The organism is Allobosea sp. 05L423, from assembly GCF_056397745.1.
This window is the reverse complement of the sequence record NZ_JBFTOA010000001.1, coordinates 465,477-488,555: the sequence shown is the minus strand read 5'-3', so window position 1 is coordinate 488,555 and position 23,079 is coordinate 465,477. Positions and strand designations below refer to the sequence as shown.

At 66.6% G+C, this 23,079-nt stretch carries 22 protein-coding genes and 1 tRNA gene; 10 read left to right on the top strand and 13 right to left on the bottom strand.

The features are described 5' to 3' along the window. Nucleotides 1–43: 43 nt before the first annotated feature. The gene (locus AC1DNE_RS02390) at nt 44–361 is read right to left on the bottom strand and encodes a rhodanese-like domain-containing protein (protein WP_476765514.1); all 318 of its coding nucleotides are present in this window, start codon (nt 359–361) and stop codon (nt 44–46) included. 140 nt (nt 362–501) lie between these two features. Then, the gene (gene lysM / locus AC1DNE_RS02385) at nt 502–945 is read right to left on the bottom strand and encodes a peptidoglycan-binding protein LysM (protein WP_441469578.1); all 444 of its coding nucleotides are present in this window, start codon (nt 943–945) and stop codon (nt 502–504) included. A gap of 177 nt (nt 946–1,122) precedes the next feature. Here lysM and AC1DNE_RS02380 point away from each other — a divergent pair, with 177 nt between their 5' ends. Continuing rightward, entirely contained in the window at nt 1,123–1,551 is a 429-nt protein-coding gene (locus AC1DNE_RS02380) for a GlcG/HbpS family heme-binding protein (RefSeq protein ID WP_441469579.1), read from the top strand. 102 nt (nt 1,552–1,653) lie between these two features. Then, complete coding sequence (locus AC1DNE_RS02375; protein WP_441469580.1) at nt 1,654–2,715, top strand: NAD(P)/FAD-dependent oxidoreductase; 1,062 nt, start codon at nt 1,654–1,656, stop codon at nt 2,713–2,715. A 196-nt stretch (nt 2,716–2,911) separates the two neighbouring features. Here AC1DNE_RS02375 and AC1DNE_RS02370 read toward each other — a convergent pair whose 3' ends face one another. Together AC1DNE_RS02370 and AC1DNE_RS02365 are read right to left on the bottom strand one after the other, a co-directional pair. Continuing rightward, on the bottom strand, nt 2,912–5,404 hold the full coding sequence (locus AC1DNE_RS02370; RefSeq protein ID WP_441469581.1) for a hypothetical protein: 2,493 nt from the start codon (nt 5,402–5,404) through the stop codon (nt 2,912–2,914). 314 nt (nt 5,405–5,718) lie between these two features. Continuing rightward, nucleotides 5,719–6,957 carry a urate hydroxylase PuuD gene (locus tag AC1DNE_RS02365; protein ID WP_476765516.1) on the bottom strand — a complete coding sequence of 413 codons (1,239 nt, stop codon included), beginning with the start codon at nt 6,955–6,957 and terminating at the stop codon, nt 5,719–5,721. Nucleotides 6,958–7,206: 249 nt separating this feature from the next. Between AC1DNE_RS02365 and uraH the strand changes: the two genes are divergently transcribed. The 3 genes from uraH (at nt 7,207) to AC1DNE_RS02350 (ending at nt 9,342) form a co-directional block, all read left to right on the top strand. Beyond that, the gene (gene uraH / locus AC1DNE_RS02360; protein ID WP_441469583.1) at nt 7,207–7,560 is read left to right on the top strand and encodes a hydroxyisourate hydrolase; all 354 of its coding nucleotides are present in this window, start codon (nt 7,207–7,209) and stop codon (nt 7,558–7,560) included. A gap of 6 nt (nt 7,561–7,566) precedes the next feature. Continuing rightward, nucleotides 7,567–8,991 carry an allantoinase PuuE gene (puuE, locus tag AC1DNE_RS02355; protein WP_441469584.1) on the top strand — a complete coding sequence of 475 codons (1,425 nt, stop codon included), beginning with the start codon at nt 7,567–7,569 and terminating at the stop codon, nt 8,989–8,991. A gap of 171 nt (nt 8,992–9,162) precedes the next feature. Then, nucleotides 9,163–9,342, top strand: a complete 180-nt coding sequence (locus AC1DNE_RS02350; protein WP_441469585.1) for a hypothetical protein — start codon at nt 9,163–9,165, stop codon at nt 9,340–9,342. An 8-nt stretch (nt 9,343–9,350) separates the two neighbouring features. Here AC1DNE_RS02350 and AC1DNE_RS02345 read toward each other — a convergent pair whose 3' ends face one another. Then, a complete protein-coding gene (locus AC1DNE_RS02345) occupies nt 9,351–10,754 on the bottom strand; it encodes an SNF2-related protein (protein ID WP_441469586.1) in 1,404 nt (467 codons plus the stop codon). A gap of 137 nt (nt 10,755–10,891) precedes the next feature. On the opposite strand from AC1DNE_RS02345, the gene AC1DNE_RS02340 reads away from it, so the two are divergent. After that, nucleotides 10,892–12,280 (top strand): M20 family metallopeptidase, encoded by a 1,389-nt coding sequence (locus tag AC1DNE_RS02340; protein WP_441469587.1) that lies wholly within the window; start codon nt 10,892–10,894, stop codon nt 12,278–12,280. Between the two features lie 116 nt (nt 12,281–12,396). Here the strand turns inward: AC1DNE_RS02340 and AC1DNE_RS02335 are convergent, their stop codons facing one another. The 5 genes from AC1DNE_RS02335 to AC1DNE_RS02315 form a co-directional block, all read right to left on the bottom strand. Next, complete coding sequence (locus AC1DNE_RS02335) at nt 12,397–12,654, bottom strand: hypothetical protein (RefSeq protein ID WP_441469588.1); 258 nt, start codon at nt 12,652–12,654, stop codon at nt 12,397–12,399. 84 nt (nt 12,655–12,738) lie between these two features. Beyond that, a complete protein-coding gene (locus AC1DNE_RS02330; protein WP_441469589.1) occupies nt 12,739–13,200 on the bottom strand; it encodes an MgtC/SapB family protein in 462 nt (153 codons plus the stop codon). Between the two features lie 119 nt (nt 13,201–13,319). Continuing rightward, a tRNA-Lys gene (locus AC1DNE_RS02325) sits at nt 13,320–13,395 on the bottom strand. Nucleotides 13,396–13,534: 139 nt separating this feature from the next. Continuing rightward, a complete protein-coding gene (locus AC1DNE_RS02320; RefSeq protein WP_441469590.1) occupies nt 13,535–14,806 on the bottom strand; it encodes a solute carrier family 23 protein in 1,272 nt (423 codons plus the stop codon). Nucleotides 14,807–15,037: 231 nt separating this feature from the next. Beyond that, nucleotides 15,038–16,600 carry a 2-isopropylmalate synthase gene (locus tag AC1DNE_RS02315; RefSeq protein WP_441469591.1) on the bottom strand — a complete coding sequence of 521 codons (1,563 nt, stop codon included), beginning with the start codon at nt 16,598–16,600 and terminating at the stop codon, nt 15,038–15,040. Nucleotides 16,601–17,025: 425 nt separating this feature from the next. Between AC1DNE_RS02315 and AC1DNE_RS02310 the strand changes: the two genes are divergently transcribed. The 4 genes from AC1DNE_RS02310 to AC1DNE_RS02295 all read left to right on the top strand — a co-directional run bounded on the left by AC1DNE_RS02310 (nt 17,026) and on the right by AC1DNE_RS02295 (nt 19,163). After that, a complete protein-coding gene (locus tag AC1DNE_RS02310) occupies nt 17,026–17,667 on the top strand; it encodes a YoaK family protein (protein WP_441469592.1) in 642 nt (213 codons plus the stop codon). Between the two features lie 145 nt (nt 17,668–17,812). Continuing rightward, nucleotides 17,813–18,319: a c-type cytochrome gene (locus tag AC1DNE_RS02305; RefSeq protein WP_441469593.1), complete on the top strand. Its 507-nt coding sequence runs from the start codon at nt 17,813–17,815 to the stop codon at nt 18,317–18,319. 80 nt (nt 18,320–18,399) lie between these two features. Next, nucleotides 18,400–18,738: a hypothetical protein gene (locus tag AC1DNE_RS02300; RefSeq protein ID WP_441469594.1), complete on the top strand. Its 339-nt coding sequence runs from the start codon at nt 18,400–18,402 to the stop codon at nt 18,736–18,738. A 35-nt stretch (nt 18,739–18,773) separates the two neighbouring features. Further along, nucleotides 18,774–19,163 (top strand): YbhB/YbcL family Raf kinase inhibitor-like protein, encoded by a 390-nt coding sequence (locus AC1DNE_RS02295; RefSeq protein WP_476765518.1) that lies wholly within the window; start codon nt 18,774–18,776, stop codon nt 19,161–19,163. 25 nt (nt 19,164–19,188) lie between these two features. Here AC1DNE_RS02295 and AC1DNE_RS02290 read toward each other — a convergent pair whose 3' ends face one another. From AC1DNE_RS02290 to AC1DNE_RS02280, 3 genes are all read right to left on the bottom strand, one after another. Continuing rightward, the gene (locus AC1DNE_RS02290) at nt 19,189–21,276 is read right to left on the bottom strand and encodes a M3 family metallopeptidase (RefSeq protein WP_441469596.1); all 2,088 of its coding nucleotides are present in this window, start codon (nt 21,274–21,276) and stop codon (nt 19,189–19,191) included. A 189-nt stretch (nt 21,277–21,465) separates the two neighbouring features. Beyond that, complete coding sequence (locus tag AC1DNE_RS02285; protein WP_441469597.1) at nt 21,466–22,188, bottom strand: NUDIX hydrolase; 723 nt, start codon at nt 22,186–22,188, stop codon at nt 21,466–21,468. Next, nucleotides 22,185–23,078, bottom strand: a complete 894-nt coding sequence (locus tag AC1DNE_RS02280; RefSeq protein WP_476765520.1) for a PhzF family phenazine biosynthesis protein — start codon at nt 23,076–23,078, stop codon at nt 22,185–22,187. The genes AC1DNE_RS02285 and AC1DNE_RS02280 overlap by 4 nt, the downstream gene beginning before the upstream one ends. Nucleotide 23,079 lies beyond the last annotated feature (1 nt).

The window sequence follows — 23,079 nt, the reverse complement described above, 5'->3', positions numbered from 1 at the left end:
GTTCCGTCGTCTGCGGCATGTCGCGCGGATCAGGCACTCGCCGTCAGTCTTCAGCGATCGGCTCGCCATGCATCAGCCAGTCCTTGAAGCCGCCGGCATAATGGCTGTCGATGTCGAGACCGGCCGATTGCGCGAACTCCAGCGCCCGCCGTGAGCGGACGCCGGCGGCGCAGGAAAGCACGACGCGCTTGCCCGGCTCGTTCGGCAGGTCGGCCGGATCGAACTGCGAGAGCGGCCGCGAGACCGAGCCCGGGATATGCCCAGCCGCGAATTCATGCGGTTCGCGCACATCGACGATCTGGATGGAGCCGTCGCTCAGCCCCGCCTTGATGGCGTCGATATCGAGGTCGTTCACGATCATGGCCAGCATCTCCCGCTCGGTCCCGTTAATCCGTCCAGATAGGGCGGCGCGGCAGGGTATGCCAGCAGGAGGATGGCGGTGTCGGTCGAAAAGGCAGCAGCCGCGGACGGACGGTCCGCGGCTGCGTGATGGTTGAAGGTTCAGCCCTGCGGCGGGATGCGCAGCACCCAGCCCGGCAGGATCAGGTCGGGGTTCTTCACCGGCGGCGTATTGGCCTTGACGATCTCGGTGTATTTCGCGCCCTGGCCCTTGCCGTAATGCTCCTCGGCGATCTTCCAGAGCGTGTCGCCCTTCTTCACCGTGTAGAAGACGGCGGCCGGCGCCTCCTTGGTGACCGCGAGGTCCGATTCAACCTGTGCCACGCCTGTGGTGTTGCCGAGCGCGAGGATGATCTTCTCGGCCTGCTCGGTCGAGACGGCGTTGCCGGAGACCTTGACCTTGTCGCCGTCGATCTGGATGGCGACGTCGGAAGGCAGGCCGTGCCCTGCCAGTTCCTTCTGCAGGTCATCGGCCGTCGCGGCCTTGGCCGAACCGGAACCGAAGATCTTGGCGCCCGCGTCCTTGATGAAACTGAACAAACCCATGGAATGCCCTCCTTGTCTCGGGTGGCTATCAAGCCCTGTCGCGGCGCCCTGCGCAAGCCGTGGCGGAAAAGGTGTTTTCTTCCGACCCGACCATCGATTGCGCGGAAAGGGCTCCAAGAGCCCTTTCCTGCTCGCCGCGCGGCTGGCAAGAACGCGGTATTCAAACCGGAGTTCCCCATGCTCAGTCTCGCCCAGGCACAGACCATCCTCCAGGTCGCGCTCGCCCATGCCGAAGCCAACGGCTTCAAGCCGCTCGCCATCGCCGTCCTCGACGCGCGCGGCGCGCAGAAGGCCTTTGCGGCCCAGGACGGCACCAGCCTGAAGCGCGGCGAGATCGCGCTCGGCAAGGCGCATGGCGTCGTCGCGCTCGGCGTCGGCTCGCGCGCACTGCACAAGATGGCGCTTGACCGCCCCTATTTCGTCGAGGCGGCCACCCATGCAGTCGGCGGCTCGCTGGTGCCGGTTCCCGGCGGCGTGCTGATCCGCTCGTCCGAAGGCGCGGTGCTCGGCGCCATCGGCATCTCCGGCGACACCTCCGACAACGACGAAGCCGCGGCCTGTGCCGGCATCGCTGCGGCGGGCCTCAACGCGGACACCGGGGCCTAATCCCCCGTTTTTGCACTTGCCATTCGGCCCCCGAAGGCTCATTTCCTCCCGGAATCTGAGTTCGTTATACCGTACAGTTTGGACCGGATCGAAGGTAGGACCATGAGCGAAGCGGCAGCGGCCAACGAAAACGAAGTCATCACCACCGACGTCGTCATCATCGGCGCCGGCCCCTGTGGTCTCTTCGCGGTCTTTGAGCTCGGCCTGCTCGACATCCGCGCGCATCTCGTCGACATCCTGCCGAAGGTCGGCGGGCAGTGCGCGGAGCTCTATCCGGAAAAGCCGATCTACGACATCCCCGGCTTCCCGCTGGTCACCGGTCAGGCGCTGGTCGACAACCTGCTCGAGCAGATCAAGCCGTTCGGGCCGACCTTCCACCTCAACCAGATGATCGAGTCGGTCGAGCCGACCGGCACGGCCGCGGCACCGCGCTTCCGCGTCACCACCGACGCCGGCACGGTCTTCGATACGAAGACGGTCGTCATCGCAGCCGGCGGCGGCTCCTTCCAGCCGAAGAAGCCGCCCATCCCCGGCATCGAGTCCTATGAGAACGGCTCGGTCTTCTACGCCGTGCGCAAGATGGAAACCTTCCGCGGCCGCAACATCCTGATCGTCGGCGGCGGCGACTCCGCCCTCGACTGGACGCTGAACCTCCAGCCCATCGCGAACCGCGTCACGCTGATGCACCGCCGCGACGATTTCCGCGCCGCGCCGCACTCGGTCGAGCAGATGCGTACGCTCGTCGCCGAGGGCAAGATGGACATGAAGCTCGGCCAGATTACCGGCCTGAAGGGCGAGAACGGCAAGCTCGAGGCAGTCGTCTGCCGCGGCACCGACAACGAGCCCTTCGACATCGCCTGCGATACGCTGCTGCCCTTCTTCGGCCTGACCATGAAGCTCGGCCCGATCGCCGACTGGGGCCTGAACCTCCACGAGAACTTGATCCCGGTCGATACCGAGAAGTTCGAGACCAGCGTGCCCGGCATCTTCGCCGTCGGTGACATCAACACCTATCCGGGCAAGCTCAAGCTCATCCTCTCGGGCTTCCACGAAGCCGCGCTCTGCGCCCAGAAGGTCCACCGCTATGTCTATCCGGAGAAGCGGCTGACCTTCCAGTACACGACCTCCTCCAGCAGCCTGCAGAAGAAGCTCGGCGTCGCCTGAGCGGCGCTTTCCGGAGGCTGCGGATGATCTGCGGAGCCACGCCGTCATCCCCGCGTGACCCGGGATCCCACCGAAAGGCGCGGCGCTCTCTGATGGCTCTCCGCTTCGCTTCGGCCGGGATGACCCGCATTGCCGTGAAAGCACGGCTCGCTGGATAAATTGAATGCAAAAAGCCGCGGCCAGGGCCGCGGCTTTTTCAATGAGCGATCGTTTCGCGCTGAATCTGGGCAGCGGCTGTGCCGCTGCGCGCCGCGCTCTGCGCCGAGACGAGGCCGAGCGAACTACGCACGCTCTCGGAAGGCCCGGCCAGCACCGGCCCGTTGCCTTGCGGGGCGGCGACGATCTGCGGCGCGTCGCGCTCATCCATCGGCGGCAGCGGCAAATGATCCTCCGGCTCGTCCGGTCCGATCCGCGCCTTGAGCTCAGCGAGCGCGCCCCAGAGCGGCTGGAAGGTGAACCGGATCTTGTGCGTGCCGGCTGGCACCTGCACCGCGCGGAACAGCACATTGGCCTTCAGGATCTCAGTCTCGACCCCATCGACCTCCACCTTCCACCAGGGGTGCCAGATGTCGTTGAGCACGACGAATCCGGCCGCTGGCGTCGTCACCTCGATCTCGACGAGCACGTTGCGATATTGCGTGAGCTTGACATCGGCCTGCACCGCGACAGGCCCCTCCGGCGTCGCGACGGGCGGCTCGACATCGAGCAACACGGCCTGCTGCGGATCGGTATCCGGCCAGCGGCCCGAGAGCTTCATGCTCTCGAAATCGGCGAACTGCCAGCCGCCTACGAACTGCACCCGCGGCAACGCGTGCGGGTTTTCGTAGACATAGCCCTCCTTGGTTCGCGCAACCAGATTGAGATCGCCGCTCCGCAGCGAATGGTCGACCTGATCGATCGGCACCGGCGAGGCGATGTAGCGCAGCCCGAGCAGGTTCGCGAGCCGGCAGCGATAGGATGGGAAGAGCGGCGTGAACTTGCGGTCCGCCGGCTTCGCGATGCCGTCGCCCGTGCCCACGGCCTCGGAGAAATCCTCCAGCCGCAGAGGGTTGTAGCCGAGCGTGTGGTCGAAGCCGTGGACCATGCCGGCATTCGGCCACTCGAAGCCCATGCCGAGCAGCTCGACCCGGTCGCGACGCGGCGAGCCGGCCGGCTGGGACGTCAGATGCTTCAGCACCGCAATCGTCTCGTTCTTCGTGCCGGGCTCCAGCACGTCGTACATCTGCGGCGGCAGCGCCGTGGATTCGTTCGGGCCGTTGTTGAAGCCGAGATCCGCCGCGACCACGCCGGTGACCAGCACGGCGGCGGCAACCGGACCGAGCGCGCTGCGCCAGCGCTGCAGGATGAGGAAGGCGCCGCCCGCGACTACGAACCAGCCCAGCGCCAGCGCAACCGGCTTCCAGGCATCGGCGAGATGGCCCGCGCCGCGCGAGACGACGAGCGCAAGGACGACCGTGGCCAGAACCACCCCCGCGCCGATCAGGAGATCGCGGCGGAACGAGGTCCCCTCCTCCGCCGTCAGGATGCGATGCAGCACATAGCCGGAGAGCACCGCCGCCAGCCCGCCGATGAGGAAGGTCGCGTCCGCCGGCCGGCGGAACTGCTTCACGCCCGGCAGGTACTCGTAGGCGAAATGGAACAGCGGCGTGTAGCGCCCGAGCGCATAGAGCACCATGAACAGGAAGAGCAGCGTCAGCGGCCGCACCGCCTTGTCCCAGAGCCAGCCGCGCGTCAGCCCCGGCGCGAGCAGCAGCAGCATCGGCAACGCGCCCATATAGACCTGCGCCATATTCTGCGACAGGTAGAGGACCTGCGGGTCGTTGTAGGGCCCCCAGAACTCGACGTTCGGATCCTTGGCGCCGAACAGGTCTCCGATGAAAGCGGTGAGCAGCGACACAGGGTGCAGAGAGCCGCGCCCCGCCACGCCGAAGTCGATCTCGGGCCGCGTCGTCGCCTCGGCGAAGAGCCAGGTCCAGAGCAGCGGCATGATGATGACGGCGAGGCCGACGACGCTGGCGGCAGCGATGGGCAGCAGGCTGGTGCGGAAGGCGGGCCAGCCACCGGATATCCAGTGCGCCACGACCATGCCGAACAGCACATAGCCGCCGAGCAGCGCGACCTGATCCGGCTCCAGCACCATCAGCCCGGCAGCAAGGCCAGCGAAGACACCGGAGAGAATCGAGGAACGCTGCAGCATCCGCGCCGTCAGCCAGAAGGCGATGGCGAAGAAGGCGAGGCTCGCGATCTGGCCGACATGCTGCACCCTCCACGCGGCCGAGGCGCCGAAGGCGAAGACCAGCGCCGCCATCAACCCGCCGGCCGGGTGCCAGCCGCGGTCGCGGAAGAACATGATGAGCGCGAGGCCACCTGCGAGCAGATGCGCCAGCACATAGGCGTCAACATCACGGAAGCTTGGAGTCGGCGTTAGCAGGGCGAGCAGGATCGCGGGCGAGAAGATCAGCGACTGCGGATCGGCGATCTGCGGCGAGCCGGCGAAAACGTTGTGGTTCCAGAAGGGCGACTGGCCGGAATGGAGCGCGTTCGCAAGGAACTGAACCTGCGCCTGGAAATGCGCCTTCGCGTCGAACGGAATCGTCACCGACCCCGAAAGCCAGGGCCAGCACAGGATGCCCCATGCCACGACGAAACCTATGGCCGCCAGCAGGTAGCCGGCGCCCCTTGCATCCACGCGTCTCAAATGGACCCCCACGGTCCTCGGCACGAACGGTCCCGTTCTGGGATCCTGTCTCCAGCCTGTCAGTGGGACGGACCTTGCTGTCGCGCACCTGAACCGAATCTGAACGCAATCCCGCATCCGTGAGCGGAGCTGAGGACAAGCTGAAGAAAGCGGAAATCCGGGTGACTATGTCGCCGTCACGGCTCTCCAAAGCGCAATCCCCGTCATGGTCGGGCTTGTCCCGACCATCCACGTCTTCGCCGGTCGAAGACCGTGTTCAAGACGTGGATGCTCGCCACAAGGGCGAGCATGACGGCGGTGGCGGCTCAGCGCGCCGCCGCGGCGAGCCAGCCGGCCAGCGCCTGACGCTCCGCCGGCGTCATGCCGGAAAGATTGTTCGGCGGCATCGCATGGGTCATCACCGCCTGCGTGCGGATGGCGCGGGCATGGATGGCGATCTGCTCTGGCTCGTGCAGCAGCACGCCCTTCGGCGCGATCTGGATGCCCGGCCAGGAAGGCTCCGGCGCATGGCACATCGCGCAGCGCCCCGTCACGATGTTGGAGACCTCGGCCGGCGGCAGCGTCATGCCGGCCATCAGGACGGGTTTCGGCACCTTCCGCGGCACCAGGCCGAGCTGCTCGCGCCCACCCGGCGAGGACGACATCGCCACCCAGAAGGCGAACCAGAGAGCCAGGATCGCCACCGCCCAGCACCACCAGGGCGATTTCGCATGGTCGCCATGCCGGACATTGAAGAAGTGCCGGATCAGCGCACCGGCCACGATCACCAGCGCCACCAGGAGCGGAATCGCGGCCGAATTGGCATAGGTCACCGGGTAGTGGTTCGACAGCATCAGGAACAGCACCGGCAGGGTGATGTAGTTGTTGTGCGTCGAGCGCTGCTTGGCGGCCTTGCCGTATTTCGGATCGGGCTTTTCGCCGGCGACCAGCGCCGCGATCACCTTCCGCTGCCCCGGCATGATGTTGAAGAAGACGTTGGCGGTCATGATGGTGGCCATCAGCGCGCCGGTATGGATCAGCGCGCCGCGCCCGGAGAAGACGTTGGCGAAGGCCCAGCTCGCCGCCACGACATAGCCGAAGCCGACCAGCCCGAGCAGCACGTCGTATTTGCCGAGCGGCGACCGGCACATCAGGTCGTAGACCAGCCAGCCGAGGACGAGCGCCGCGATGCCGATCGCGCCCGCCGCAAAAGGCGAGAGCTGCATCACTGCCGGGTCGATCAGGTAGAGCTCCGACTGGGCGTAATAGACCCAGACCAGCAGGAAGAAACCTGAGATCCAGGTCCAGTAGCTCTGCCATTTGTGCCAGGTCAGTTCGGCCGGCATCACGGGGGGCGCGACCATGTATTTGCGCATCTCGTAGAAGCCGCCGCCATGAACCTGCCAGGCCCGGCCGCCGGTGCCGGGCGGTATGTCCTGCGCCGGCTTCAACGAGGCATCGAGATGGATGAAGAAGAAGGAGGCACCGATCCAGGCGATCGCCGTGATGACATGGAGCCAGCGCAGCATCATGCCGCCCCATTCCATCAGATAGGCTTCGAGCATGGCGCTGGCTCCGCGAGGGCTGGTGGTGATCCCGAATCCGGAGGATGCCGCTCCGGCACCACGAAGCTAACCTGCTTTCGCCCCGCCCGAAATCGCCCGGATGCCTCGGAGATTTGACATCCGGGAACATGATCTTATCGCAAAAGCCGATATCCATTGTCGCGGATGCCGCTTTACAGTCACGTAGAGCGAAGTGGCCCGGGAATCGGCGCTCGCCGGACACCGGTGCTTTCAGGAGAACGGCAGGGAATGGGACGTCTCTCGACGCATGTGCTCGATACGGTCAACGGCCATCCCGCCGCCGGCGTCGCGATCACGCTGGAACGCCTGAACCCAGATGGCTCGCGCGAGCGGCTGGCACAGGCCGTCACCAATGCCGATGGCCGCACCGACGCTCCACTGCTCACCGGCACGCTCGCGCCCGGTACCTACGAGCTCAATTTCGCCATCGGCGCCTATTTCCGCAGTCTCGGCACCTCCCTGCCGAAACCCGCCTTCCTCGATCTTGTCCCGATCCGCTTCGGCATCGCCGAGCCGGAGGGGCACTATCACGTCCCGCTCCTGGCCTCGCCCTGGAGCTACTCCACCTATCGCGGCAGCTAGACGACCATGACCCAGACGACCTACCCCCGCGACATGAAGGGCTATGGCCGCAATGCCCCTCACCCGCACTGGCCGGGCGAGGCCCGCGTCGCGGTCCAGTTCGTGATCAACTATGAGGAAGGCGGCGAGAACTGCATTCTTCACGGTGACGCCGCCTCGGAAGCCTTCCTTTCCGAGATAGTCGGCGCCGCGCCCTGGCCGGGCCAGCGCCACATGAACATGGAGTCGATCTACGAATACGGCTCGCGCGCCGGCTATTGGCGGCTGTGGCGCATGTTCACCGAACGCAACCTGCCCGTCACGGTCTTCGCGGTGGCAAGCGCGCTGGCGCGCTACCCCGAGATCGTCGGCTCGATGCAGGAGGCCGGCTGGGAGATCGCGACGCACGGGCTGAAATGGATCGACTATCGCGACGCGCCGAGGGAGCGCGAGCGCGCCGACATCCTCGAAGCCATCCGGATCCAGACCGAGCTTACCGGTGAACGTCCGCTCGGTTGCTATCAGGGCCGCACCTCGGAAAACACGATCCCGCTGACGATGGAGGAAGGCGGCTTCCTCTACACCGCCGACGTCTATGCCGACGAATTGCCCTACTGGCTTGCGGGCCCGAAGGGGCCGCAACTCGCCGTGCCCTATACGCTCGACGCCAACGACATGCGCTTCGCCACGCCGCAGGGCTTCAACAGCGGCGACCAGTTCTTCGCCTATCTGAAGGATTCGTTCGACACGCTCTATGCCGAGGGCGAGACCGCGCCGAAGATGATGTCGATCGGCCTGCATTGCCGCCTCGTCGGCAGGCCGGGCCGCGCCGCGGCGCTCGCCCGCTTCCTCGACTATGTAAAGAGCCACGACAGAGTCTGGGTCGCGACGCGGCTCGACATCGCCCGTCACTGGGTCAGGACGCATCCGCCTACCGACGGCTATGTGCCCTCGAAGCTGCCGAAGGCGCTCTTCGTCGAGGTCTTCGGCCGCATCTGGGAGAACTCTCCGTGGGTGGCCGAAGCGACCTACGACGCTGGGATCGGTGCTGCGCTGGATACCGCCGAAGTCCTGCACGCGGCGATGGTCGCCGCGATGCGCAAGGCCTCGCGCGAGCAGCAGAAGTTCCTGCTCAACGCCCATCCCGACCTCGCCGGCAAGCTCGCCGCCGCCGGTGAGATGACGCAGGAATCGACGCTGGAACAGTCCTCGGCCGGACTGGACCGGCTGACCAGTGACGAACGCGTGCGGTTCACGGCGCTGAACGAGGCCTACAAGGCCCGCTTCGGCATCCCCTTCATCATGGCGGTGAAGGGCGCGACCAAGGCTCAGATTCTGGCGGCTTTCGAAGAGAGGCTGAAGAATACGCCCGAGCAGGAATTCGCGACGGCGTTGGCTCAGGTCGAGAAGATCACGCTGCTGCGGCTGAAGGAATTGCTGCCGGCGGGCTGAGCCCGGCCGCCGTAGCACCGTCAAGCTCGGGCTCGACCCGAGCATCTCGGAAACCAGCTCCCTCCGGCCTCGCGATGCTCGGGTCTACGCTGCTCTTCGGCGGAGAATGACGCGTTCCCGGAACCTCCCCTCCTGCCGCCACGTTGATGAGCCGGGAAAGGAGGCGCGTCCGTGTTCCGCCTGTTACTGATCATACTCGTGCTGGTCATCGGCTATGATGCCGTTGCACATCAGGGCGCCTATACGCGCGAAGCCTGGAACGCCGTGACTCGGCTGACCGGCTCGGCCATCGAGGGCGCTAAGGGGCTGGGCGAGCGCGCGCGGGACGACACCAACGCTCCCCGCAACTGAGCGTTTCTTCAGGCCGCCGCCCGCCCCTCGACGATCCCCGCGATGGCCTCGAGCATGCGCGTGTCGTCGCCCGCCAGCCCCTCCATCGCCGCCATGCGCTGGATCACCGTGCCAGCAATCGCTTCCTCAACCGTATCCTCGGCATAGGTGTAGAAGATCGTCGCGTGCTGGCCGTCGCGATGGCAGCGACCTTCGATCTGCTGCAGCTGGATTGCGCTGTGGCGCATGTCGTGGACCACCAGCGACCGCTCCCGCTCACCGCCCGGCATTTCGCCGCGATGCAAAGAGATGGACTCCGTGACGGTGAAGATCACCGCGTCGAGCGCGCCGGTCTGGAAGGCGATGCGCGTCTCCTCGTTCTGCGCGCCCGAGCGCTCACCGTTGATCTCGCCGACACGCCAGCCACGGCCTCTCAGTGTCTCGGCCAACATCGCGCTGGTTTCGAGAAAGGCGACGGAGATCGCCACCTGCTCGTCGTTCCCGAGCAGATCCTCGCAGAAATCCGCCGTGCCGGGGATGCGCAGCAAACTGGCCTTCTGGCGGAAGCGCAGATCGGCGGCCCAACCCTGCGGCTTGCGCGTCGAGCCGCCCGCCAGCCCGAGCTCCCGGCGGAACTCCCGCCAGGTTGCCTCGTAGAGCTTGCGCGCGGCGGCATCGAGCGCGACGGGCGCAAGCTCGCGCTGCACCTCCGGCCAGCCGGCAATTTCCTCCGGTCGGCGGCGCAGGCCGATGGCGTTCGCGCCGCGATAGAGCAGATCCGCCATGATCTTCCGGTCGGCCTCGTTCGGCTCCCAGCTCCAGTTCTTCCAGCGGCCCTTGGCTCTGCCGATCTTCAGCCGCTTCATCAGCGTGCGGAAGCCATCGAGATCGGCGGTAGGCATGCCCGCCGCCTTCGCCAGCAGCGGCGCGAGATAGGAGAGCTCGTGCGGCGACTGGCCGGCCGTCGCGCTCATATAGATGGTGAAATCGGCCGCTTCCGCGATCTGCCGGCAGACCAGCCCCTGCTGCGAGTTCGGATTGCGGATGCGGTGCGCTTCGTCGATCACCACGAGCGGCCAGACGCGCTTCGGCCGGCCATGCTTGGCGAGTTCGTTGTTCTTCGCCCGCGTCGAGCGCTTCCGGCTGTCCGCGACTGGGGCCAGCAACGATTTCGTCTTCTCAAAATTCATCAGCGTCACGCGCTTCGCCGGCAGGCCCGACAACGCCATCGTGCGCCGCCATTGCGGGATCGCCCCTTTCGGGCAGATTACCAGCACCTCCTCCTCCGGCATGGCCGAGAGCGCGAGCCAGGCCGAGAGCGTCTTGCCGAGCCCCGTGAGGTCGCCGAGCAGGAAGCCGGATGCCCCCTTCGCCCGCGCGGCCAGGATCGCATCGCGGGCAACGAGCTGGTGCGGATGCGGGGTGAACGTCATGCGGAAGGGAAGATCCTGATCGATGTCTGGCCGCCCGCCCTGCCCGGCGGGCATGGCGCGCCCGGCTCTCTTGGCACTGGCGCAACCGCGCGTCCACCGGCACTGTGCCGGCCGTAAATCCGGGAGACCTTACGACCATGACCCGCGCGCAGGCGATCGCGAAAGCTCAGGACTATTTCGATTCGGGCCGAATGAAGAGCGACCTCGGCCGCCTCGTCGCGATCCCCACCGAGAGCCAGAACCCGGATCGCGCCCCCGTCCTCGGCGAATATCTGGAGCAGGAGATGCAGCCCCTGCTCGAATCGCTCGGCTTCACCTGCCGCACGCTCACCCATCCGAAGGCGCGCGGCCCCTTCCTTTATGCCGAGCGCATCGAGGACGAAGGCCTTCCGACCATCCTCGGCTACGGCCATGGCGACGTGATCCGCGGGCTTGATGCCCAGTGGAGCGAGGGCCTCTCGCCCTGGAAGCTGATCGAGCGCGACGGTCGCTGGTATGGCCGCGGCGTCGTTGACAACAAGGGGCAGCACCTGATCAATCTGAGCGCACTGCGCGCCGTGCTGGAGACCCGCGGCAAGCTCGGCTTCAACGCCAAGTACCTGATCGAGATGGGCGAGGAATCGGGTTCGCCGGGCCTGCGCGAGCTCTGCAGCGAGCAGAAGGAACTGTTCAAGGCCGACATCCTGATCGCCTCGGACGGGCCGCGCCTCAACGCCGAGCGCCCCACCGTGTTTCTCGGCGCGCGCGGCGGCGTCACCTTTGACCTCTCGATCAACGCCCGTGAGGGCGGCCATCACTCCGGCAACTGGGGCGGCATCCTCTCCGACCCGGCGATCCAGCTCGCCCATGCCATCGCCTCGATCACCTCGCCGACCGGCCAGATCCGCATCCATGAATGGGTGCCCAAGGAGCTTCCGCCGGCGGTGCGCAAGGCGCTGATCGGCTGCGAGATCGACGGTGGGCCGGACGGCCCGGCGATCGATCCGAACTGGGGCGAGCCTGGCCTGACGCCGGCCGAGCAGGTCTTCGGCTGGTGCTCCTTCGACGTGCTGGCGATGAAGTCGGGCGTGCCCGAGACGCCGGTCAACGCCGTGCCGCCCAGCGCTTGGGCGCGCTGCCAATTGCGCTTCGTCGTCGGCATCGACCAGAATGATGTCGTGCCGGCGCTGAAGCGGCATCTGCAGCGCCACAACTTCCCCATGGTCGAGGTTTCGCTCAGCCGCTCCGAGATCTTCGGCGCGACGCGCCTCGACCCGGAAGATCCCTGGGTCGACTTCGCCCTGGCCTCGATCGCCGAAAGCACCGGCAAGAAGCCGGCGCTTCTGCCCAATCTCGGCGGATCGCTGCCGAACGACATCTTCGCGGACATACTGGAGCTGCGCACGATCTGGGTGCCGCATTCCTATCCGGGCTGCTCGCAGCATGCGCCGGACGAGCACCTGCCGGTCAGCATCGCCCGCGAGGGCCTGACCGCCATGGCCGGTCTCTACTGGGACATCGGCTCGGGCGAGGCGCCGCCGGTCTGAAACAGCGGACCGAAAAGTGGGATCCACTTTTCGACAAAGTGCGACGCTCGAACAATGAGCCAGATCGCCACCTCGTCTCCGAGAGCACGCGCGGCGGTCTGGCGACCGCTTGAAGGCTATTCCTGCGGCTGACGCGGATCGCGCCCCGGCGGCAGGTCGATCGGCGTCGCCGGAGGCGCTTCCGGCGGAGCGTTGGGAGGCAGTTCCGGCGGAGGCTCGGTCGGGATGCCCTGCGGCTCCTCGTCCGGCGGCGACTCGACCGGGGGAGCCGGCGGAACATTGCCTGGGGTCAGCGGCGGGGCCTCGGGCGGCGGATCGGGAATAGCCGGTGTGTTGCCGGGCGCGGCCTCAAGGCCGTATTTGAGCTGCATCATGCGAAATCTGTCCTTTCGGACAGAAACGCCTCAACCGGAAAAAGGCTCCAACCTGGCTGGCGCTGGTAAGAGGCAACCGCATCCTCAGTCCGGCGAGGAACCTGCCTCATCGTCACGCGCAGGCAGCGGGAGGCGCTCCTGGAGCCGACGTTCCAGCGAATGATCGAGGGCCAGCAGGGCGAGCGCCAGAGCGGTCGCGGTCAGCGTCACCAGCCACTTCCCCAGCCCCGCGGAACAACCCAGCGCAGCCGTCACCCAGATCGCTGCCGCCGTGGTCAGCCCGTGCGGCGCCATCTCGCGATCGCGATGGATGATCAGGCCGGCGCCGAGAAAGCCGATCCCGGTCAGCACGCCCTGCACCACGCGGCTCGCCGCATCGGGATGGAGCGTCTCGCTGAACAGGCCCGCAGCCGCCGCCGTGCCGATTCCCACCAGACCAAAGGTGCGCAGGCCCGCACTCTTGCGGTGAAGGGTCCTTTGCCAGCCGACCGCCACGCCTGCGACGAGGCCGGCCAGCAGCCGAAGCATCAATTCGAGTTCGTCCACGATGCCGTTCGCTCCGCCGTCGCCAGGAAGCGACGATTGCACAGCTGCGAAGCCGCCGAAGCGACCGCGACGGCCGCTCGATCAGCGAAGTGTTTATCCAGCGATGTTCAGGAAAACCGTGGTGGGTGATGTAGGGCTCGAACCTACGACCCGCTGATTAAGAGTCAGCTGCTCTACCAACTGAGCTAATCACCCATACGCCACGAAGCGTCGCCGGTCAGCGGCGTCAGCCGCGTCAGGCAGGGGGCGTGTAGCAAAGCCCCCGCCCCCTGTCCACCCATCCATGACAGATTTTTCAAACTCGGCGGGAAAGGCCCTGCCGAGCTGTGGATAGTCACGCCGCGCGGCGGTTCAACAGGTGATAGAGCACGATCGCGCCGAAGGTCGCAGTGCCGATTCCGCCGAGCTCGTAACCGAAGATCGGCAACTTCAGATCGCCCGCTCCGAGAATCAGCGCCGTCGCGACGGTGATCAGATTCTTCGGCTCGGAGAAGTCGACCCTGTTCTCCACCCAGATCCGGCCAGCCGTGGCAGCGATAAGGCCGAAGACCACGACGGCGAGCCCGCCGAGCACCGCGACGGGGATCGTGCCGATCACCGCGCCGAACTTCGGCGAGAAGCCGAGCGCGAGCGCAATGATGCCGGCGGCGACGAAGACCAGTGTCGAATAGACCCGCGTCACCGCCATCACGCCCATGTTCTCGGCATAGGTGGTCACGCCGGTGCCACCGCCAGAGCCGGCGATCATGGTGCCCAGCCCGTCGGCGAGGAAGCCGCGGCCGATCAGGTGGTCGAAGTTGCGCCCGGTCATCACCGAGATGCCCTTGATGTGGCCGAGATTCTCCGCGACCAGGATGATCGCGACGGGCACGATCAGCGTGATCGCCTTCATGTCGAAGACCGGCGACACGAAATGCGGCAGGCCGAACCAGGAGGCTGCGCCGATCTTGCCGAAATCGATCGGCGGCGCGCCGAAGGTCGGGGCCGAGATCGCATAGAGGATGTAGGCCGCGAGCCCACCGATGAGGATGGGCAGGCGCTGCGGCAATCCCCGCCCGTAGACCGCGACCAGCGCCACCGCGACGACCGTGAACAGTGCGATCCACTTGGTGTAGGGGCTCGCCGAGATCATGCTGATCGCGACCGAGGTCAGGTTGAGGCCGATCGCCGCCACGACAGCGCCGGTAACCACCGGCGGCAGCAGCTTCTCGATCCAGGCCGTACCGACGCCCTGCACGATCAGGCCGATCAGCGCATAGACCGCGCCGCAGGCGATGATGCCGCCGAGCGCCACGCCGATGTTCGGATTGGGACCGGAGCCGGCATAGCCCGTCGCCGCGATGACCACGCCGATGAAGGCAAAGGAGGAGCCGAGATAGCTCGGCAGCTGCCCGCGCGTGATGACGAAGAACAGCAGCGTCGCGATGCCCGAGAAGAAGATCGCGACATTCGGGTCGAAGCCCATCAGCACCGGCGCCAGCACCGTCGAGCCGAACATGGCGACGACATGCTGCAAGCCGGCGATGATCGTCTGCCCCGTAGGCAGCCGCTCGTCCGGCATCACCGCGCCGGAAGTTTTCAGGGTCCAGTTCGGAAAATAGCCCATCGCGATCGCTCCCCAGGGTCGCCGGGGGGCGACCGCACCGGAAGAGCAGATGAAGGCAAGAGACAGGCCAGCGCCAGATCGCGCCGGCGTCATCCACCGGAATCACGGACCTGAACGCGTCATGCTCGGGCTTGGCCCGAGCATCTCGAGCGGAGCGAGGCTCCGGTATTCTTCGCGTCCGGAGATTCTCGGGTCGGCACTTCGTACCGCCCGAGAACGACGCTCTTGAACTTACTCCGCCGCCTGCGCGTGCAGGCGCCCGCCGCGCGCGATCAGCTTGTTGAGCGCCACCAGATAGGCCTTGGCCGAGGCGACCAGTGTGTCCGGATCGGCGCCGCGGCCGGTGACGGAGGAGCCGTCGCGCGAGAGACGCACCGTCACCTCGGCCTGGGCGTCCGTGCCCTCGGTCACGGCATGGACGTCATAGAGTTCCAGCGTCACCTCATGCGGCACGATCGTCTTGATCGCATTGAAGATGGCGTCGATCGGCCCGTTGCCCTCGACCTCCTCGGTGACGTGCCGACCTTCGACATCGAGCTTCATGGTCGCGCGCTGCGGCCCGCGCGTGCCGGCGATCACGGTCAGCGATTCCAGCTTGATGCGGTCATGGGCGGTGGCGATGTTCTCGTCGACCAGCGCCTCGATATCCTCGTCGTAGACATGCTTCTTGCGGTCGGCCAGCGCCTTGAACCGGGTGAAGGCGTCCTCGAGCTGGTTGTCGCCCAGATCGTAGCCCATCTCCTTCAGCTTGGAGCGGAAGGCGGCGCGGCCGGAATGCTTGCCCATCACCAGCGAGGTCTTGGTCACGCCGACCGAGGCCGGGGTCATGATCTCGTAGGTGGTGTTGTTCTTCAGCATGCCGTCCTGGTGGATGCCGCTCTCATGGGCGAAGGCGTTCCGGCCGACGATCGCCTTGTTGTACTGCACAGGGAAGGAGCAGGCGCTCGAGACCGCCTTTGAAGCGCGCATCAATTGTGTCGCGTCGATGCCGGTGTCGTAGGGCAGCACGTCCCCGCGCACGCGCAGCGCCATCACCACCTCTTCCAGCGCGGCATTGCCCGCGCGCTCGCCGATGCCGTTGAGGGTGCATTCGACCTGCCGCGCGCCACCTTCGATGCCGGCCAGCGAATTGGCGACGGCCAGGCCCAGGTCGTTGTGGCAATGCACCGAGAAGATCGCCTTGTCGGCATTCGGTACGCGCTCGCGCACCGCCTTGAACATGGCGCGATACTCGTCAGGCGTGGCGTAGCCGACGGTATCCGGCAGGTTGATCGTCGTGGCGCCGGCCCTGATAGCGGCCTCGACCGTGCGGCAGAGATAGTCGATCGGCGTGCGAGTGGCGTCCATCGCCGACCACTCGACATCCTCGACCAGGTTGCGCGCCTGCGTCACGGTCGCGGTGATGATCTCCAGCACCTGCTCCTGGCTCTTGCGCATCTGGTGCTCCAGATGGATCGGCGAGGTCGAGACGAAGGTGTGGATGCGCGGCTTTACCGCATGGCGCACCGCCTCGCCGGCACGGGCGATGTCGGCGCTGATGGCGCGGGCGAGGCCGGCGACCGTGGCGCGCTTCAGCCGGCGCGCGATCTCCGAGACGGCCTCGAAATCGCCTTCGGAGGCGATCGGGAAGCCGGCCTCGATGATGTCGACGCCCATTACGTCGAGCGCCTCGGCGATCTCCAGCTTCTCCTCGAAGGTCATGGTGGCGCCGGGGCACTGCTCGCCGTCGCGCAAGGTGGTGTCGAAAATCAGCACGCGCTCTTTGGAGGAGCTGTTCTGGGTCGGATTGGTCATGGTCTGCTTCCGGTTTCGGTGCGCCGCGAGATCGGAAAAGGCGGGCGCTGGGTTTGCTGTCGGCGGTTCTCGTCACTCCCCTGAGCGCCCAGGCAGCATGCCCGGCCGGCCCTCAGGGGCAGCTAAGGAGAAGAAGGCCAAGAAGCGAGAACGAAGCGCGTGCGAGGGGAGCGCGAGCGCACATGCTGACGGCCTGCGCAGCGGCGCAGTCCTTCGTCAGGTCATGGCGGGCGGTCGAAACCACGGGCGTTCCTCAAATCGACGGGACAGGATGTAACCGAAAGCAGGTGCCGAGCGCAAGCATGTGTCTCATGCGCGCGCATCAAATGACAGAGACGATCTGTGGATTATGCTGGCGCGGTGCGATTCGGCCGGCGGTCGCGCCATGCTGGAAGCCGGCCGCGTGCTGCCGGAGACCCGCGCCGATGATGCGCTATGACCGCCCCGCCATTGGACTCGCCTTCTGCCTCACCGGCCTCGCCGGCTTCGTCGATGCGCTCGGCTTCATCAGCCTCAGCGGCTTCTTCGTCTCCTTCATGACCGGCAACACCACCCGCCTTGGCATCGAACTGGCCGGGCGCCATGCCGGCGGCATCGTTCTGGCCGCGACGATCCTCGGCCTTTTCGTCCTCGGCGTGGTCTGCGGGTCGCTCATCGGCCATTTCGGCAGGCAACAGCGGAAGGCGGCGGTACTCGCCTTCGTCACCGCGGTGCTGATCTTCGCAGCCAGCCTCGACACCATCGGGCTCAGCACGGCCGCGGCCGGCATGCTCGCCTTGGCGATGGGCGCGGAGAACTCGGTCTTCCAGCGCGACGGCGAGGTCACGATCGGCCTGACCTACATGACCGGCACGCTGGTGAAGATGGGGCAGCGCCTCGCCGGCGCCCTGCTCGGCGGGCCGAAGCTCGCTTTCCTGCGCCATCTCGTGCTCTGGCTCGGCCTGCTCAGCGGCGCCGTCGTTGGAGCCTTCTCGCACAGCCGTATCGGCCTCGACGCGATCTGGCTGGCCGCCGCTGCGGCTGCCGTGTTCACGGTGCTGGCGTTCTTCATGCCGGAGCGCGGATAGGCCCGACCTCGTCGGGTCTTTGGTTCTTTCCCCGACATGAGAGCAATGCTAGAACATTCCCTAACGTCATCCCGTCAAACGATGTCCAACTGCTCGAACAGATCGGTGCAGCGGAAACGACTGCACGAGACGCCAGGGGGCAATCATGCAGCAGACGATCTTCGGCGCGCTCATCGTCATCGGCCTCTCGGTGCCCACGGCGCTCACGGCGCAAACGGCACCGTCGCAGGAGAAGCTGCGTCGCGGCGAGTACCTCGCGAGCATCATGGATTGCGCCGGCTGCCATACGCCGGGCATCTTTCTCGGGAAGCCCGATATGCAACGGCGGCTCGCGGGATCCGAGGTGGGCTTTCACATTCCGGGCCTCGGCACCTTCTTTCCGCCCAATCTCACGCCGGACAAGGAGACGGGGCTCGGCTCCTGGTCGGAGGCTGACATCGTCAAGGCAATCCGTCTGGGGACCCGGCCCGACGGCCGCGTCCTGGCACCTGCCATGCCCTACAATGGCTATGGCAAGCTGACCGATGCCGATGCTTTCGCGCTGGCCGCCTATCTCAAGAGTCTCAAGCCGGTTACGAACCGGGTCCCGGCGATCGTCGGCCCCAACGAAAAGGCGACCGCGCCATATCTCGCCGTCAACATGCCGCAATAGGCGGCCGGTCGGACAGCGCGATTTCACCGATCCCGAGAATCAGACATCGTCGGGCGGTCTTGTCTCCGCGGAGCTTTCCGATGCGCCATCTGCCCGTCCTTGCACTCTGCGCCATCCTGCTATCGGCCTGCCAGACTTCGACCGTCAGCACGCCCTCCGCCCCGCCGCCGGAACAGGCTGCGCCGGGCGTGACGCCCAGCACCTTCCGCATGCCGACGGGCACGGGCTGCTCCGGAGAGGTCGAGCGCTTCCAGGCGGTGATCGACAACGATCTTGCCACCGGCCACACCACCAAGGGCGTGCATGACCGGGTCAGCGGCGAGATTTCGCGCGCCCGCTCGACCTGCGCGGCCGGCAACGACGCGGGCGCGATCAGCCAGCTCCACGCGACCAAGGCGAGGTTCGGTTATCCGGGCTGAGACAGCCGCTCGGGACCGGTTGAGGGAACACGCCGATGAAACGCCTGATAGCCACTGCCACCGTCGCAGCAGCCGTACTAGGGCTCGGCATCCCGGCATCCGCATTCGCCTTCTCCGCCTCATTTTCCTGGAAGGGAATAGGCGCTTGCGGCGGAATCTCGCCCGCCTTCGTGGTCCGAAACGCTCCGAAAGGCACGGAGAGACTGCGCTTTGCCATGCGCGACTACGACGCGCCCAATTTCCGGCATGGCGGCTCGACAGTCGCCTATGACGGCAAGGGGCGAGTGGCGCAGGGGGCAATCAGCTATGTCGGCCCCTGCCCTCCGACGGGGCAGAGACATCGCTATATCTGGACGATCGAGGCGCTCGACAAAAGCGGTGCCGTCCTTGTCCAGACCGAGGCTCAGGGCTCGTTTCCGCCCTGAGCGCGGCGGTTCGCCATGCTCCCGCTCAGGCGGCCAGCCCCCGCTTCTCGAGCAGCGCATCCGGGGTCGGCAACCGGCCGCGGAAGAGCGTATAGGCCTCGGCAGCGTCGCGCGTGTCGCCGGCCGAGTAGATGTAGCGCTTCAGCTTTTCGGCGAGCTGAGCTGAGAACACGTCGCCCGTCTCGATGAAGGCGTTGAAAGCGTCGGCGTCCATCACCTCCGACCAGAGATAGCTGTAGTAGCCGGCCGAATAGCCGTCGCCCGAGAAGACATGGGTGAAGTGCGGCGTGCGGTGGCGCATGATGATCTCACTGGGCATGCCGATGCGCGCGAGTTCCGCCGCCTCGAAGGCGAGCGGATCGACCTCCGCCGGCTCCTCCAGCGAATGGAAGGCGAGATCGACCAACGCCGAGGAGGTGTACTCCACGGTGGCGAAGCCCTGGTTGAAGGTCTGCGCCTTCTCGATCTTGTCGATCAGCGCCTCCGGGATCGGCTCGGCCGTCTCGGCATGCAGGCAATATTCGCGCATCACCTCGCGCGTCAGGAACCAGTGCTCGTAAAGCTGCGAGGGCAGCTCCACGAAATCGCGCGCCACTGCCGTGCCGGCGAGCGAGCCATAGGTCACGTCCGAAAGCAGCCCATGCAGCGCATGGCCGAACTCGTGGAAGAGCGTGCGCGCATCGTCGAGCGAGAGCAGCGCGGGCTTGCCCTCCGCCGGCTTCGCGAAATTGCAGACATTGACGATGATCGGCCGGGTCTCGCCGTCGAGCTTGCGCTGGCCGCGGAAGGCACTCATCCAGGCGCCCGAGCGCTTCGAGGAGCGGGCGAAGTAGTCGCCGATGAACAGGCCGATATGGCGCCCGGAGCCGGTCTCCGTCACCTCGAAAATGCGGACATCCGGGTGATAGCCCGCGAGCTCCGGCTGCTCGGCGAAGGAAAGCCCAAAGAGCTTGCCGGCGACGTCGAAGGCGGCCTGCCTGACGCGGTCGAGCTGCAGATAGGGCTTCAGCACGGCTTCATCGAGCGCAAAGGTCTTCTGCCTGACCTTCTCGGCATAATGGCGCCAGTCCCAGGGGCGGATCGGCCCGTTCTCGCCCTCGTCCTGGGCGAGCGCCGCGAGATCGGCCGCCTCGCGCGCCGCCCGCGCCTTGGCCGGCTTCCAGACCAGCTCCAGCAGCCCGCGCACATGCTCCGGCGTCTTCGCCATGGCGTCGTCGAGCTTGAAATGCGCGAAGGTCGGATATCCCAGCAGCTTCGCCTTTTCGGCCCGCAGCGTCACCATCTCCGCGACGATCGCACGGTTGTCGCTCTCGCCGCCATTCTCGCCGCGCTTGCTCCAGGCGATGAAGGCTTCCTCACGCAGATCGCGGCGGGTCGAGAAAGTCAGGAAAGGCTCGATGATCGAGCGCGACAGCGTCACCGCATGCTGGCCCGGCTTGCCGCGATCGGCCGCAGCGCGCGCCATCGCCGCCTTCAGGAACTCTGGAAGACCGGCGAGCCCGGCCTCGGCTTCGATGAACAGGGCATAGGAGGATTCATCCTTCAGCACGTTCTGGCTGAACTGGGTACCGAGCGCGGCCAGCCGCTCGTTGATCGCAGCAAGTCGCTTCTTGCCCTCGGGGTTCAGCTTCGCACCCGAGCGGATGAAGCCCTTATAGGTCCGCTCCAGCAGGCGCGCCTGCTCGGCATCGAGGCCGAGCATATCGCGCGCGGCATTGACCGCGTCGACGCGGGCGAAGAGCCCCTCATCCATCATGATCGCCGACCAGTGCCGCGAGGAGATCGGCGACATCTCGCGCTCGATCGCCTGCAGCGCCTCGTTCGTGTCGGCGCCGGTCAGGTTGTAGAACACGCCGCCGACGCGGCTGAGCGCACGCCCTGCCCGCTCCAGCGCTTCGATCGTATTGGCGAAATCGGGCGCAGCCTTGTCGCCGACGATCGCGGCGATCTCGGCCCTGTGCTTGGCGAGCGCCGCGTCGAAGGCCGGTCGGATGTGCTCCGGCTTGATCGCAGCGAAGGGCGGCAGGCGGAACGGCGTTTCCCAGCGCGTGGCGAAGGGGTTCTCAGCCGGCAGCGCGAGAGCCTCGGGATAAGCGGATTCAGTAGAGGTCATCGGATCACTTTCGTGAGGCAGGCGGACAAGGCAGCTCTGAACCGTTTGGATTGTCAGCCCTCATCCTGAGGAGCCGCGAAGCGGCGTCTCGAAGGATGCTCCAGATGATTCCGGAGCCTCCTGAAGCATCCTTCGAGACGGCCCTATGGGCCTCCTCAGGATGAGGGCTTTACGAATGACCGAACAAGTTCAGGCACCGCCGAACATATGTGCGAGATAGCGGCGCATGAAGGGCGGCATGTCGTGCTTTTCCGTCTCGGCGAGGTCGCGCACGATCACGATGTCGGAGAGTTCCTCCTCTTCGAGATGCTTCATCCGCTCCAGCATTAGTACGCGCGCCGCCTCCGCCGGCAGGTCGATGTGGACCTCGCGCATGAAGGCGATGCGCCCCTGCTCGATCACCGCCGTCCAGCCCTCGCCCACATCGAGTTCCTCGACGTGCAGGCCCGTCTCCTCCGCGAGCTCGCGCGTGACGCTTCCGGCCAGGTCGAGCCTGCCGTCGGGGCGGGCATCCTCGCGGTCGGGCGTGCCGGCGGCGAAATAGACCTTGCCTGCATTGGCCGTGTGCTCGCCCATCTTGCCGCAGAGGAAGGCGCCGTCCTTGGCCCGAAGCGCCGCCATGGCGAAACCGTTGCGGATCACCGGGCCGGGATGGCCGACGTCGCGCCAGGTCATGAAGGCGGCATAGTCGGTCTCGAAATAGCCGGCCTCGAACACGCCGTCGCGGATCGCGGCGCGGTGCTGCAGCATGACGCGACCGTTGAACATGGCCGGCTTGCCAGCACTGATCCTGGCCCAATGCGCTTCGATGTCTGCGGCGCTCTCGCGCGCAAAACGCCAGTCATAGGACTCGATCTTGGCATCGACCTGCGACAGCCGGACGATCGTGCCGTTCTCGACGCCGTCGCTCACAGCAACACGCCCTCGCTGACCACGATGGCCGAACCGCCGATGCGCGCCGAGACGAGTGCGCCGTTCCGCACGCTCAGTTCCAGCGCGATCTGCGAAGGCCGGCCCATCTCGTAGCCTTGTTCGACGACGAAGCGATGGTCGCCGTCATCCGGCTTGTCATAGGCCATGACGGCACCAGCGAAGGCCGCGACCGCGCCGCCCGTCGCCGGATCCTCACCGATTCCGGTCCCGGGCCAGAACATTCGGGCATGAAAGGCGTTCCCGGCCTCTGCAGTCTCGGCGCTGTAGAGGAAGGCACCGCCCGCGCCGATCGCCGCTTGCCAATGCGCGGCCTCCGGCCTTGCGCGGCCCACGGCCTCCCGCGTCGCCACGGGCACGCAGAGGAACGGCACGCCGGCAGAAAAGACCGTCGGCCTGTGCGCTGCAAAGCCGAGATCGCTGGACTGAAGCCCGAGCGCTGCCGCGATCGCGCCGGCAGTCGCCGCCTCCCCCACCTGCTCCGGCAGACGCGGCAAGGTGAAGATCGCATGCCCGGCATGGCTGCCGGTGATCTCGACGGCGCAGGAAACCGGCCCGATCGTCTCCTCCAGCACCAGCATATCGGCGGGCGCGCCCGCGGCATGGTCGGTGAGCGCGAGCCAGACGGCGGTGCCAACAGTCGGATGGCCGGCGAAGGGGAGTTCGGCGCCCGGCGTGAAGATGCGGACAGAAGCGCGATGCCCCTGCTTCTCAGGCGGCGAGACGAAGACCGTCTCCGACAGATTGAACTCGCGCGCGATGGCCTGCATCGCCTCCGTATCGAGCCCTTCCGACTGGAGCACCACCGCCAGCGGATTGCCGGCATGGCGGCGCGTGGTGAAGACGTCGAGCGTGACGAAGCGGCGTTTCATC